This window comes from Aeromonas sp. QDB14 (genome assembly GCF_027707845.1).
Lineage (GTDB): Bacteria > Pseudomonadota > Gammaproteobacteria > Enterobacterales > Aeromonadaceae > Aeromonas > Aeromonas caviae.
The window spans coordinates 21,146-34,253 of the sequence record NZ_JAPCJD010000015.1 but is presented as its reverse complement, the minus strand read 5'-3'; the positions used below and the strand labels follow the sequence as shown (position 1 = coordinate 34,253).

14 protein-coding genes are annotated in these 13,108 nt (G+C 64.2%); all 14 read right to left on the bottom strand.

Annotated elements, in window-relative coordinates:
* Positions 1-18 precede the first annotated feature (18 nt).
* On the bottom strand, positions 19-1,092 hold the full coding sequence (fliM, locus tag PG887_RS07250) for a flagellar motor switch protein FliM (protein WP_010673923.1): 1,074 nt from the start codon (positions 1,090-1,092) through the stop codon (positions 19-21).
* Positions 1,093-1,102: 10 nt separating this feature from the next.
* Positions 1,103-1,609, bottom strand: a complete 507-nt coding sequence (gene fliL / locus PG887_RS07245) for a flagellar basal body-associated protein FliL (RefSeq protein WP_010673922.1) — start codon at positions 1,607-1,609, stop codon at positions 1,103-1,105.
* A 57-nt stretch (positions 1,610-1,666) separates the two neighbouring features.
* A complete protein-coding gene (locus PG887_RS07240) occupies positions 1,667-3,868 on the bottom strand; it encodes a flagellar hook-length control protein FliK (RefSeq protein ID WP_270821408.1) in 2,202 nt (733 codons plus the stop codon).
* 83 nt (positions 3,869-3,951) lie between these two features.
* Positions 3,952-4,392: a flagellar export protein FliJ gene (gene fliJ / locus PG887_RS07235; protein ID WP_104455532.1), complete on the bottom strand. Its 441-nt coding sequence runs from the start codon at positions 4,390-4,392 to the stop codon at positions 3,952-3,954.
* 26 nt (positions 4,393-4,418) lie between these two features.
* Entirely contained in the window at positions 4,419-5,750 is a 1,332-nt protein-coding gene (gene fliI / locus PG887_RS07230; protein WP_270821407.1) for a flagellar protein export ATPase FliI, read from the bottom strand.
* Positions 5,751-5,824: 74 nt separating this feature from the next.
* Entirely contained in the window at positions 5,825-6,628 is an 804-nt protein-coding gene (gene fliH / locus PG887_RS07225; RefSeq protein ID WP_010673918.1) for a flagellar assembly protein FliH, read from the bottom strand.
* A 70-nt stretch (positions 6,629-6,698) separates the two neighbouring features.
* On the bottom strand, positions 6,699-7,760 hold the full coding sequence (gene fliG, locus PG887_RS07220; RefSeq protein WP_010673917.1) for a flagellar motor switch protein FliG: 1,062 nt from the start codon (positions 7,758-7,760) through the stop codon (positions 6,699-6,701).
* The gene (fliF, locus tag PG887_RS07215) at positions 7,753-9,453 is read right to left on the bottom strand and encodes a flagellar basal-body MS-ring/collar protein FliF (RefSeq protein ID WP_270821406.1); all 1,701 of its coding nucleotides are present in this window, start codon (positions 9,451-9,453) and stop codon (positions 7,753-7,755) included. The genes fliG and fliF overlap by 8 nt, the downstream gene beginning before the upstream one ends.
* A gap of 55 nt (positions 9,454-9,508) precedes the next feature.
* Positions 9,509-9,826 (bottom strand): flagellar hook-basal body complex protein FliE, encoded by a 318-nt coding sequence (gene fliE / locus PG887_RS07210; protein WP_029314161.1) that lies wholly within the window; start codon positions 9,824-9,826, stop codon positions 9,509-9,511.
* 129 nt (positions 9,827-9,955) lie between these two features.
* Entirely contained in the window at positions 9,956-10,120 is a 165-nt protein-coding gene (locus PG887_RS07205) for a hypothetical protein (protein ID WP_270821405.1), read from the bottom strand.
* 85 nt (positions 10,121-10,205) lie between these two features.
* A complete protein-coding gene (befA, locus tag PG887_RS07200; RefSeq protein WP_041212621.1) occupies positions 10,206-10,982 on the bottom strand; it encodes a beta cell expansion factor BefA in 777 nt (258 codons plus the stop codon).
* Positions 10,983-11,085: 103 nt separating this feature from the next.
* Complete coding sequence (gene arsC / locus PG887_RS07195; protein ID WP_113977750.1) at positions 11,086-11,511, bottom strand: glutaredoxin-dependent arsenate reductase; 426 nt, start codon at positions 11,509-11,511, stop codon at positions 11,086-11,088.
* A 51-nt stretch (positions 11,512-11,562) separates the two neighbouring features.
* A complete protein-coding gene (arsB, locus tag PG887_RS07190) occupies positions 11,563-12,627 on the bottom strand; it encodes an ACR3 family arsenite efflux transporter (RefSeq protein WP_143237231.1) in 1,065 nt (354 codons plus the stop codon).
* Between the two features lie 88 nt (positions 12,628-12,715).
* Complete coding sequence (locus tag PG887_RS07185; RefSeq protein WP_039039917.1) at positions 12,716-13,084, bottom strand: ArsR/SmtB family transcription factor; 369 nt, start codon at positions 13,082-13,084, stop codon at positions 12,716-12,718.
* Positions 13,085-13,108: the final 24 nt, after the last annotated feature.

The following is a 13,108-nucleotide window of genomic DNA, read 5'->3' as shown; positions in this document are numbered from 1 at the left end:
ACCTCCCCGGGGGGAGGATCAATCAGGGTGTTTGTCAGAGATGCTTCGCTCGAGCTCTTCCAGCTCGGCTTCGCCATCAATGCGCACGCCCCCGCGAGTCACCAGATGCATCTCTGTCTTGACCCCGTCAGGGCGCTTGATTTTGTCGGTGATCTTGAGCGCCACGTTCTCCTTGGTACGCCCCATCTTGGCGTGGAAGGTGGGCAAGTCCTCCACAAAGACCAGCAGGTTCTCCGGCATCTCCACCGGGATGATGTCCCCGGGTCTGAGCTCCATCAGCTCACGCAAGGAGAGCTCGGTCTCCAGCAGCTTGGCCTTGAGCTCCACCTTGACGTCCATGATCTCGTCGCGCAGGGCCTTGCTCCAGCGCACGTCGGTATCCCCCTTGTCGCTCTGCACCCCCGCATCCAGCAGTTCGCGGATGGGTTCCAGCATGGAGTAGGGCATGGCCACGTGGAAGTCGCCGCCACCGCCGTCCAGCTCGATGTGGAAGGAGCTCACCACGATCACCTCGGTGGGGCTGACGATGTTCGCCATGGCCGGGTTCACTTCGGAGTCGAGGTATTCAAAGCCCACGTCCATCACCGGCGCCCAGGCATCCTTGTAGTCCTCGAACACCAGCTTGAGCAGCATCTGGATGATGCGCCGCTCGGTGGGGGTGAATTCCCGCCCCTCGATCTTGGCGTGGTAGCGGCCATCACCGCCAAAGAAGTTCTCCACCAGGATGAAGACGAGTCGCGCCTCCATGGTGATGAGCGCCGTCCCCTTGAGGGGGCGGAAACGCACCATGTTCAGGCTGGTGGGCACGAACAGGGTGTGGACATATTCGCCGAACTTGAGCATCTGCACGCCGTTGATGGAGACCTCGGCAGTGCGCCGCATCATGTTGAACAGGCTGATGCGCATGTGGCGGGCAAACCGTTCGTTCACCAGCTCCAGGGTCGGCATGCGGCCGCGGACGATGCGGTCCTGGGAGGAGAAGTCGAACTGGGCGATACCGGGATCCCCGGCAGCTCCCAGCTCCTCCTCCTCGACATCGTCGACGCCGTGCAGCAGGGCATCAATCTCGTCCTGACTTAACAGATCGCTCACGCTTCACCTTTCATTGCATGACAAAGCCGGTAAACAGCACTTGTTCGATTACGGGAGAAGAGACCAGGTCGTTCAGCACCCGGCGGCACTCTTCCAGCGAATCCTGACGCAGCTTCTCCTTGCCCTCGAAGGTCATCAGCTGTTCGGCGGTCGCCGAGCTGAAGACCCGCAGCAAGGTGCCTTCGATCAGGGGAATGTTCTGTTTGGCCAGGGTTTCGTCGGCGGTGCCACGCACCATCAGCTGGATCTTGATCTGCACCAGCCGATCCCGCTGGCCTCCCGCCACGTTGAACACGAAGGGACGGGGCATGCCCACATAGAGCGAGGGCTGGGGCGTGTTCGCCTCCGGCTTGGCCTCGCTTTTTTCGGCAGCGGGCTCATCCCCACCGGCGAGCATGAACCAGGCGCCAGCGCCGCCCCCGCCAAGGAGCACGACGGCCAGGGCGACTATCATGATCAGCTTCTTTTTCTTGCCTGCCGCCGGATCCTTCAGCGTCAGTTCGTTATCGTCTGCCATCCCTTGTCCACCCTAGTCTCAAACTTGTTCGGTATCATAAACTTACTTAAGAATGCATCAAGCATAGAAATCGATTCCGGCGTCGTTTGCCGATTCCACCAGCAGCGTGAGGTTGCGAGCGCTCCCCTCGGCCTCTCTGCCATCGCTGCCGCCGCCATTTCCCCCCTGTCGCCCCTGGTCACCGAAACCGGACTGACCCTGGGAGGATGACTGCCCCTGCTGCTGGAAGGCTTGCTGCTGCGCCTGTTGTTGCACCACGGTCTGGCCGAGCTGGATCCCCTGCCCTGCCAGCATGTCGCGCAGGCGCGGCATGGCCTGCTCCAGCATCTCACGGGTCTGGCCATGCTGCACCACGAAGTGCACGCTGGCCTGGCTGGAGGCATCCATCTGGATTTGGATCTTCATCTTGCCAAGCCCCAGGGGGTCTAGCTGGATCTCCGCCTGTTGCAGCTTGTCCGCCAGCATCAGGTTCACCTTGTGGTGCAGCTGCTCGGGGGCCTCAGGGGTCGCCAGCTTGAGGTGGGGCAGACTCTGGGGCTCCCGCCGTGCGGCGAGCTCGGCCGCGGGCTTGCTCTCGCCAGCCGCCGTCTGGGCAGGCGGCAGGGAGGCCGTGGCGTCGGTCTGTCCCGCCCCCTTGGTCTCAACCACGCCAGGCTTGCCCACTTCGTCCAGGGACCCCTTCATATCGCTCTTCTTGAACTCGGCGGCAACCTTGACCATCGCGGGGGCCGACTCCATCTGCTGGATGCCGGCCGACAAGGCCGTCAGAGAGGCCTGGGGCCCCTGGGACTCCTGGCGGGCCAGGATCTGTTGCGGCGCCGCCAGCGTCGGCTCCGGGGTGCTCACGGGGGCGGCTGCCGGGCTGGGGCTGCCGGTCTGAGCCGTATTCTGTTCCGGCTTGGTCGTATTCTGTTCGAGCCTGGCTGCCTGCACCGGCTTGTTCTCCGATACGTCCTGAGCCGAGCCGGGCTTGCCGTCCCCGGTCGTGCCCGTCAGCCCGTCCCGGGTGCTGGCCTCACGGGGCAGGTTCCCAGCGGCATTGGGCGCGTCACCCTGGGCTGTCACCTGACTGTCCAGACCAACCTTGACCAGCCCCTCGCCGAAGGACCTGGCCGCACCGGCCTGCGCCGTTGGGGCTTCGAGGTGTACCGCAGTGCCGGTTCCCTTGTCAGCAGCGGCCTCCGGGCTCGGGATCACTTTTGATAGCAAAGCCGCCCGCTCCGCGCCGGACAGGGGGGATGGCCCCTCGGTCTTGGCCCGTGTTGCGCCAGTGTCGGCGGCCTTGTCTGTACCCTTCTCCGTGCCTTTCTCCGCAATCTGGTCGGGAGCGGCGGATCCGAGCTCTGCGTCGCTCGCCACAAGGGCGTCTGCCAGGGTCCCTTGTCCCCCCTTGCTTGCGCCAGCCTCGGTCGTAGCAGATTTATCCACGCTCTGGACATCGCCGCGCACCGCGGTTTGCGTCGTCTCGCCGTCCGCTGCTAGTGCTGGCTCAGCCTTTGCGAATCCGGTCTGAGCCAGGGCGCCTCTGGCAAGGTCGCTTTGTGTCACGTCGCCCTGTGCCTGGCCACTCTGTATCGGGCCACGGGCTGTCGCCCCGGTCTGTGCCAGATCTGTTTGTGCCAAGCCGGTTTCTGCCAACGCATTCTGCATCGGGCCATGCGCCGTCGCCACGGTCTGGACCGGATCGGTCTGTGCCAGCTCGGTCAGTCCTGCGCTGCCCGGCACAGGGCCGCTCGGCGGCATCGGTGCAGGCTTTGCGGTAACGCCCTTGCCTTCGGCACCGGGCCCGGACAGGGCACGGGACTCGACCAGCGGCTGCGACTCGGGCGGCAAGTCATTGCCGTCGACGGGCGCACTCTCTCCCTGAGGTGAAGGAGGCACGGCGGGGTGCACCAGGCTCACGTCCTGACGCAGGGAGGCCTGCAACTGCTGAAGGAAATCGTCGGGGGGCAGACCCGGCTCGTCACCCGCCGCCCTCGCGGGCTGGGTCTCGTCGGCAGGGAGGTCGGCAGACGCCAAAGATTTGGCATCAGCGCCGTTCGTCTGCGGGATATCGTCACTCACCTGAGGCGTCATCGCGGCCTGACTGGCGGGGGCCTTGCCCATCAGCTGGGCCCTGACCATGGCGTCGGAGAAGGCAACCTTGCCATCGACCGGCAGCTGACCCCCCTCTACTCCTCCGATGGGAAGCGCCGAGGACGCACTGCTGTCGCTGGAAAGCACCTGAGCGGGCGTTTTAATCAACTGGGTCTGTATCATGCTGGGATCCCTGGCGACGATTCGGTGATGACAGCACGAGCAGCGGGGTAGGCCACGTGCCCGTTCAGACTATGGAAAGCAAATTACAGGCCAGATTGGTGGTAACGACGCTGGATGGCGTAATCGTCCAGCATCTTCTGCTCCTGGCGCTGGGCCTTCTGGCGCACCTTGTCCGCCTTCTTCTCCAGCAACAGCTCCACCGCCTTGCGCCGCTGCTGGGCCTCGAGCCACTGGGTACGGCACTGGGCCAGCGCCTCGCGCACCTGAAGCACCCCCTGGTACTGCTGGGTGGCCGCATTCTCGAGCTTGTTGATGAAGGCGTGATACTGGCTGTTCTGTTGGGGGCTGATCCCCTGCAGACCGCGGTCGGTCCACTGCTGGTGATAGATCTGGCGGTACTGATTCAGCGCCTCTTGCTGCTCCATAAACAGCTTCAAGTCCTGCTGCGCCTTGGCCAGCGCCATGGCGGCCTGGTTCTCGGCCTCCACCAATCGGGTCGCCAGCAACTCCAATCCTTTACTCATCTCGGCACTCCAGCGGCATTATCGGCTCAACGCATCAATGGCATGGCGACCATGTGCAGGGATTGCAGGCCTTCGTCGTAGGGAATGACCTCGCGCATCTTCTGTTGCAAGAACTGATCCAGATAGGGTTTCTGGATGATGGCCCGGTCGATCCTGGGATCCGATCCCTGGCTGTAGGCGCCTATGGTGATGAGATCCCGGTTCTGCTGGTAGAGGGAGTAGAACTGCTTGAAGGTGCGCGCCAGCTCCATGTGCTCAGGCGAGGTGACCATGGGCATGACCCGGCTGATGGACTTCTCGATGTCGATGGCCGGGTAGTGCCCCGCATCCGCCAGCTCCCGCGCCAGCACGATGTGGCCGTCGAGGATGGCCCGCGCCGCATCGGCGATGGGGTCCTGCAGATCGTCCCCCTCCGTCAGCACGGTGAAGAACGCCGTGATGGAACCCTGACCGTCGCTGCCGTTGCCGGCCCGCTCCACCAGCGCCGGCAATTTGGCAAACACCGAGGGCGGATAACCTTTGGTGGCCGGCGGCTCTCCCACCGCCAGGGCAATTTCGCGCTGGGCCTGGGCGTAACGGGTGAGGGAGTCCATCAGCAGCAGCACGTTGAGCCCCTGATCCCGGAAGTATTCTGCGATGGCGAGCGCCGTCTCGCACCCCTTGAGACGCATCAGCGGGGAGGCATCGGCGGGGGCCGCCACCACCACGGCGCGCTCGCGCCCCTCGGCGCCGAGGATTTCCTCGATGAACTCCTTCACCTCCCGGCCCCGCTCGCCGATGAGGCCCACCACCACCACGTCCGCCACCGAGCCCCGGGTCATCATGCCGAGCAGCACGGACTTGCCGACGCCGGAGCCGGCGAACAGCCCCATGCGCTGGCCCTGGCCCACGGTGAGCACGGCGTTGATGGCGCGCACCCCCACATCCATGGGTTGATGGATGGGGCGGCGGGCCAGCGGATTGATGCGGTGCTGGGCGAACTGCACCGTCTGGGACGAGATGATGGGGCCGAGCCCGTCCAGGGGCTGGCCGATGCCGTCGATGACCCGGCCAAGCAGACTCATGCCCACCGGAATGCCGTGATCTTCGGTGACAGGCACCACCCGGGCGCCGGGAATGACCCCCTTGAGCTGCTCGCTCGGCATCAAGAACAGGCGATCCCCGGCAAACCCCACCACCTCTGCCTCCAGGGCCCCATCCTGGGTATCGATACGGCACAGGGAGCCGATGGCGGCGCGGCAGCCAATGGCTTCCAGGGTCAACCCCACCACCCGGGTGAGCTTGCCCGCCACCGGCGGTATGGGGGCCTGCTCGCGAACCCGGTAGCCTTTAAGCCGATCAAGAAGGGGTGCCGTCATGTCGCCTCCGACGATGAGTGCCTGATGATGCCGTCAGCAGGGCGCTGCACGACGGGTTCGAACCGGGCCATGGCTCAGCTCGCGTTGTCACGCAGGAAATTGCGCAGCAGCTGATCGATGCGCCCACAGAGGGTGAGATCGATGCTGGAAAGCTCGGTGGCCAGTTGCAGATCGCCGGGGGAGAAGGTGGGCTCGCTTTGCAGCCGCCAGTGGCGCCTGGCGCACTCCTCGGCGCCAAAGGCGGCCTCTACCCGGGTCACATCCTCCGGGTGCAGCATCAGGGTGACCCCCTGCTCGGCGGCAGGGAGCAGGGCCAACCCCTGCTTGAGTGCCTCCAGCAGCAGCGTGGGGGAGGTTTGCGCCTCATGGCGGATGAGGGCGCGGGCGAGCTGCTGCACCAGGGCGATGAGCTGCTGCTCCACCGCCTCGTCCATCTCGCCAAGGGGAGTGGCCAGGCGTGAGACCAGGGCTTGCCAGCGGGCTATCTCCAGCTCCACCTGCTCCCGTCCCATGGCGAGGCCCTCTTCCCTGCCCTGCTCCAGCCCGGCCTGGTGGCCCTGCTGCAAGCCTTCGAGCTTGCCCTCTTCCAGCCCCTTGGCAAAACCGGCCTCGCGCCCATCGCGCATCCCCTCTTCCCAGGCGGCCTGACGAATCGCCTCCACCTCTTCGGCGGTGATGCTGGGGGCGGGCTCTTCGGGTTGTTCTTCCGGCAGGGCCGCATCGGCCTGCTCCTGACGATACCAGTCAGGAGCCAGCCCCAGGGCATTGGTCTCGACCTCTGCTTCGGTCTCCATCTCTGGCCAGCCCCAGGTCTCAATCTGCGCCGTGTCGGACTCGGGCCTCAGATAGCCGCGCAGTTTGCTGTTCTTGTCATTCATGTGCCGAAGAGACTCCTATCGAGGGCCGGGTACAGGGGCCGACATCATCGCACATTCCATGGCCCATGGCTTAGAGGAACTCTTCGCCACCACCCGCCCCCAGCATGATCTCGCCCGCATCCGCCAGGCGGCGCGCGGTGGAGAGGATCTCCTTCTGGGCGGCCTCCACCTCGGAGACCCGGATCGGCCCCATGGCCTCGAGGTCGTCCGCCAGCATCTCGGCGGCCCGCTTGGACATGTTCTTGAATACTTTTTCCCGCATCTGGTCGTCCGACCCCTTGAGGGCCCGTTGCAGCAGATCCCCGGGCACTTCCCGCAACAGGGTCTGGATGCCCCGATCGTCCACGTCGATGAGGTTTTCGAACACGAACATCAGATCCTGGATCTGCTGGCTCATCTCCTCGTCCGACTCGCGGATGGAGTCCATCAGCTGCCCTTCGATGTTGGTGTCCAGGTAGTTCATGATGTTGGCCGCCGCCTTCAGGCCGCCCATCTTGGCCGCCTGGGCACCGGCCGCACCGGCGAACTGTTTCTCCATGATGTCGTTGAGCTCCTGCAGCGCCGCCGGTTGCACCTCTTCGAGGTTGGCGATGCGCATCACCAGATCCAGGCGCACCTGCTCCGGGAACTGGCTCAGGATCTCAGCGGACTGCTCCGGCTCCAGATAGGAGAGGACGATGGTCTGGATCTGCGGGTGCTCGTTCTGGATGATGCTGGCCACCTGGCGGGCATCCATCCATTTGAGGGAGTCGAGGCCGCGGGCGCCTGAGCCCAGGATGATCTGATCCACCAGGTTGCTGGCCTTGTCCTCCCCGAGCGCCGCCACCAGGGCCTTGCGCACGAAGTCTTCACTGCCGATGCCGATGTTGGTGTACTTCTGGATGTCGTCGATAAATTGACGATGCACCGCCGCCACCCGATCGTGGCTGAAATCCGACATGGAGGCCATGGACATGCCGAGCCGCTGCACCTGCTTGGGCTCGAGGTGACGGAAGATCTGGGCCGCGTCCTCCTCGTTGAGGCTCAGCATCAGCACCGCCGCCATCTCCATGCCCCCCATCTGATCCAGGATCAGGCGCTGGCTTTCGGTGATGTCGTTGCCGGTGACCTGGCTTTTATTCTCTTCAGGCATCTTTGGTTACCCATTCTTTGATGACCTGGGCGGCCAGGTCAGGTTCGTTCGCTACCAGGGCGCGCACGGCCTTGAGCAGATCCTCGTCACGGTGCAGGTCAGGCAGCTTGAGCTGACCATCCCGCAGACCGAATACCGGTTCTGCCTCGGCCTGGGCGGCCAGCAGGCTCAGTTCGTCGTCGCCACCCAGCACGGTGTGGTTGTCGAAGTCCAGCTCCCCTTCCGTCTTGGCGTCCGGGTAGAGCAGGCGCTTGAGCATGGGTCGCACCACGGTGACGATGAGCACTATGATGACCAGCACGGAGGCGGCGATGCGCACTGCGCGCCAGAACCAGGGCTGCTCGTAGAGGGGAATGTCGGCCACGGTCTCGAGTTCCGGGCGGTTGAACGGAATGGCGACCACCTCCAGGGTATCCCCCCGGGTCACGTCAAAGCCCAGACCGCCGCTCAGCAGACGGCGCAGGGTATCGAGTTCGGCCTGGCTGCGGGCTTCCCGGGTCACGGCACCGTCGGCGCCGGGGATGGCCTTGTAATCCACCGCCACCGACACCGTCATGCGGCGAATGCCGCCCTGCTGGCGCCGGATGTGGCTGACGGTGGTGTCCAGTTCGAAGTTGCGGGTCGCTTCCTTGCGGGAACGGCCGGAAGAGGCGGTTCCTTCTGCGCCGGCTGCCTGCTCGGGAATATTGGACGCAGCGGGCGGCTGGTTGGAGAGGGCGCCGGGTACCCCGCCGTTGCTGCCGCTGGCGCTGTTCTCTTCCATGGTCATTTCGGAGCGCACCGCCGGCAGGTCCGGGTTGTAGGTCTTGCGGGTCTGTTCCTGCTGGGAGAAGTCGAGGGAGAGATCCACCTCCGCCGTATAGTTGTCGGCCCCCAGCACCGGGATCAGGATGGCGTCAATTTTTTGTTTGTATTCGAGCTCCTGCTTCTGCTGCATCGCAAACTCCTTGCGGGTCTGGGCAGAGAGGGGATCCTGGGAGCCGGAGTTGAGCAAGCGACCGTTCTGGTCGGTCACGGTGACGCGGGTCGGCTCCAGACCGTGAACGGCGGAGGCGACCATGTCGACGATGGAGTCCACCTCACCCTGGCCCAGGGCGTTGCCCTTGAGGCTCAGGACCACGGTGGCGCTGGGCTTGCGTTCGTTGCGGGCGAACACGTTGTCTTTCGGGATGGCCAGCAGCACCTGGGCCTTGGCGACGTTCTGGAACTGCTCGATGGCGCTCGCCAGCTGACGCTCGCGGCTCAGTTTCAGGCGCTCGCTCTCCATGCGCTGGCTGACGCCGAAGCTGGAGTCCTTGAGCAGGATGGCTTCGCCGTCGTTGCTGGCGTCGCTGTTGTTGGCCAGACCGGCGCGGGTCAGGCGCAACCGGATGTCCGCATAGTTTTCGGCACTGACCAGCACGCTCTTGCCATCCACCTGATAGGGGATCTTCTGCTGATCCAGGTAATCCAGGGTGGAGACCAGCTCCTGGGTGGTGAAGGTGCCGAGGGGACGCATCTCCGGCTCCTTGCCCCACAAGAGGATGAAGACGGCGATGGCCAGACAGATGGTCAGCCCCAGGATCAGGGTGATCTGGCGCAACACATCGGTGTTGGACAGGAAGCCCAGCGCCGAGCTCTTCTGCTCGTGCTCGTCGAGGGCGGCCGCCCCCTCGTTGTTGATCAGCAGATCGCCGTTTTGATCAGTTGCCACGGTTTATGTCCTTGTTGCTGACATCTTCATGATGCTCGGTCGCCATGGGCCCGAGTTACACCGGCATGTTCATGATGGTCTTGTAGGCATCGACCATCTTGTTGCGCACCTGCACCGTCGCCTCGAAGGCGATGGAGGATTTCTGGCCGGCGATCATCACCTGGGAGAGATCCACCGACTTGTCGCCGAGATCGAAGCGGGTACGCAGATCGTTGGCGGTGCCCTGCAACTCGTTGACGTTGTCCAGGGCCTGTTGCAGCATCTGGCCGAAATCCGAGCTGACCGGACGACCGGGCTGGGTCAACGGCGTGGCACCGGCTTCCACCTTGAGGGCCTGCATCTCTTGCATCAGGCTGCTTGCGCTAATTTCCATCTTCCCTTCCCAGACAAATCATTGACACTGACTGGCTTGAAGCAATAAAGGTGCCAACCAGAGTGGGATCTCGAGATCAGGGATAAAAGCGGGGCGCGATCAGGCCGGCGGGCACCGGCCATCCGGGGATCAGGTTGCCGATCCGGGGGGATCGCCCAGCCGCCGCCGCAGGTAGATGCTCTGCTTGTCCCACTCCCGGCGCTGGGCAACCATCCGATCCTGCTCGGCCTCATGGGTCATCTTGCTCTCCTTGTCGCTGGACTCTGTGCGGCGTCCATGAAAAAGAGGGCCCAAGGCCCTCTTTTTACTGCAAGTCCCGACAATTAAACAGAGTGCACCTCGATCTCCTCCAAGAAAAAACGAATCAGATCGGCAGGGATCACTTGTTCAGGTCATCATCCAACCAGTACTTGGAGCCCGAGATGTTGGCGTCCAGCAACAGCCCCTTCTCGCCAATCTGGTAGATGGCCATGCCCCCATTGTACTTAGCGGTGAGCTCGGCGCTCTCCTTGCCCGCCACGGCGCCCACCTCGGAGGTGGCTTCCCACCCCTTGCTGACGAAGGCATCGAACCTCGCCTTGTCCTCGAACAGGATCACCTGCTGGTAGAACTTGCCGCCGATCCCGGCCGCGAGACCGGCACCGAACATCTTCATGTAGGTGTGCTTGCCACTGGTGCGATTGACGGCGACCCCGGCCCCCTGATTGGTGTGGATCATCAGGGAGAACTTGCGCGAGTCGAACACCGCATAGCCATAAGCCTTGTCAAACAGCAACTTGGCCGAAGGCTGCTCGTTGAACAGCCGCACCAGGGCGGTATCGGCCATGGTATCGAGGGCGGTTCTCGCCTCCTCCGGGGTCTTGGGCTCGAGCATGGTGTCGAGCTTCTTGTCGGCGGCGGTCAGCCACTCCTTGCCGGTGGCCGCGCTCTCTGCCGTCCAGGCCCCCGCCTTGTTGTAGGCCTCGGCCCCCCAGCTGGACACCGACTCCCAGGTCTCCTTGGAAAAATCGGTGATCCCCTTCCACGCCTCCTTGCTGGTATCGCTCACCGCGGTACCGAGTTCGGAGGCGGCCTCCTTCAGCTTTGCCCAGTCGGCCAGACCGGGGGTTGAGGCCAGCGCCAGTGCCGTGGCTATCACCAGGAATCGAATCTTCATTGTTTCCACCCTCTGTGATGAGTCGAAGGTCACAGTAGCAGATCTGGCGCCTGCCCGTTAAGGGCATCCCCCCGGCGCGGGTCAGACGCTGACGCGCAGGGGCTCAACGAAGCCGTTTGCCCTGGCCGTCCACCACCTGCTCGCCATCCTCCTTGGCAAAGGCCCCTTGCTGCGGGTCGGGCAGGATATCGAGCACCACCTCCGACGGGCGGCACAGCCGGGTGCCGAGGGGGGTGACCACGATGGGCCGGTTGATGAGGATGGGGTGGGCCAGCATGGCATCGATCAGTTCGTCATCGCTGAAGCGATCTTCTGCCAGCCCCAGCGCCTCGTAGGGGGGCACGTTCTTGCGCAGCAGATCGCGCACCGGCATGCCCATGGCGGCGATCAGGGCCACCAGCTCGTCGCGGGAGGGGGGCGTCTCCAGATAGTGAATGATGGTGGGCTCCACACCGCTGTTGCGAATCAGCGCGAGGGTGTTGCGGGAGGTGCCGCACTCTGGATTGTGATAGATAGTGATTGCACTCATTTACCTGTCTCTCATGACTCAAGTGAATAGAAATGGGTTAGTGGCCATCCGTTAGCGCTTTAGTCCCGCCTCGTACCAGGGTTTGCTGGCGTTGACCACGCGCACCACCAGCAGCATGACCGGCACCTCGATGAGCACCCCGACCACGGTGGCGAGCGCCGCGCCCGAATGAAAGCCGAACAGGCTGATGGCGGCGGCCACCGCCAGCTCGAAGAAGTTGGAGGCTCCGATCAGAGCGGAAGGGCAGGCCACCGAGTGCTTCTCCCCCACCTTGCGGTTGAGCCAGTAGGCGAGCCCGGAGTTGAACAGCACCTGGATCAGGATGGGCACCGCCAGGAGGGCGATGACCAGCGGCTGCTCGATGATGGCGTTGCCCTGAAAGGCGAACAGCAGCACCAGGGTGAGCAGCAGGGCCGCCACCGACCAGGGCTGGATGCGGGTCATGACGCCGTCAAAATGGGCCTGCCCCTTTCTCAGCAAGACCTTGCGCAGCAGCTGGGCGAGGATGACAGGGATGACGATGTAGAGCACCACCGAGGTGAGCAGGGTATCCCAGGGCACGACTATGCTGGAGACCCCGAGCAGCAGCGCCACCAGCGGGGCAAAGGCAAACACCATGATGAGGTCGTTCACCGCCACCTGCGACAGGGTGAAGTAGGGATCGCCGTTGGTGAGGCGACTCCAGACAAACACCATGGCGGTGCAGGGGGCCGCTGCCAGCAGGATCAGCCCAGCCACGTAGCTGTCCAGCTGATCCGCTGGCAGCCAGTCGGCAAACAGCACGCGGATGAAGAGCCAGCCGAGGAAGGCCATGGAGAAGGGCTTGACCAGCCAGTTGATGAAGAGGGTGACCCCGATTCCCTTGAGGTGCCCCTTCACCTGGTGCAGGGCGCCAAAGTCGATCTTGAGCAGCATGGGGATGATCATCACCCAGATAAGCAGCCCCACCGGCAGGTTGACCCTGGCCACCTCCATGGCGCCGATGGCCTTGAAGAGGCTCGGTAACCCCTGCCCCAGACCAATGCCCACCAGGATGCAGAGGGCGACCCAGGCGGTCAGATAACGTTCAAAAAAGCCGATGGCAGGGGCTGCCTTGGCCTCACAGCTTGCAGACATGATGACTCCCGGTGCGATCCACGCTCGCACCCCAGGTTGGATAGATGAATGACACGGCGCATGGGCATCGACAGCCCGCCCTGGCCCGTTACGACTCGCCGCAGCAGGGCGACGACCCCTCGGCGCGGGAAGCGCTGCCGGGCCCGGCGGGCAGCAGGCCGCACGCCTCGGGATGACCAGCGCAACACTCCTCGGTGAGGTAGGCGATCACCCCCAGCATCAGGGGGATGTTGGCGCGGTAGCGCAGAAAGCGCCCCTCCTGCTCCACCGACAGCAACCCGGCGTTGAGCATCCCCTTGAGGTGAAACGAGAGGGTATTGGGGGCGATGTCGAGCTCGCCGGCCAGCTCCCCCGCGACCCGCCCCTCCAGCCCGGCCTTGACCAGCAGTCGCCACACCTCGAGCCGGATCCCGGAAGCCAGCGATTCAAAGACCTTGGTGGCCGTCTCTTTGTTCATGGGTCTCCCCCCTTGAATGCTTCA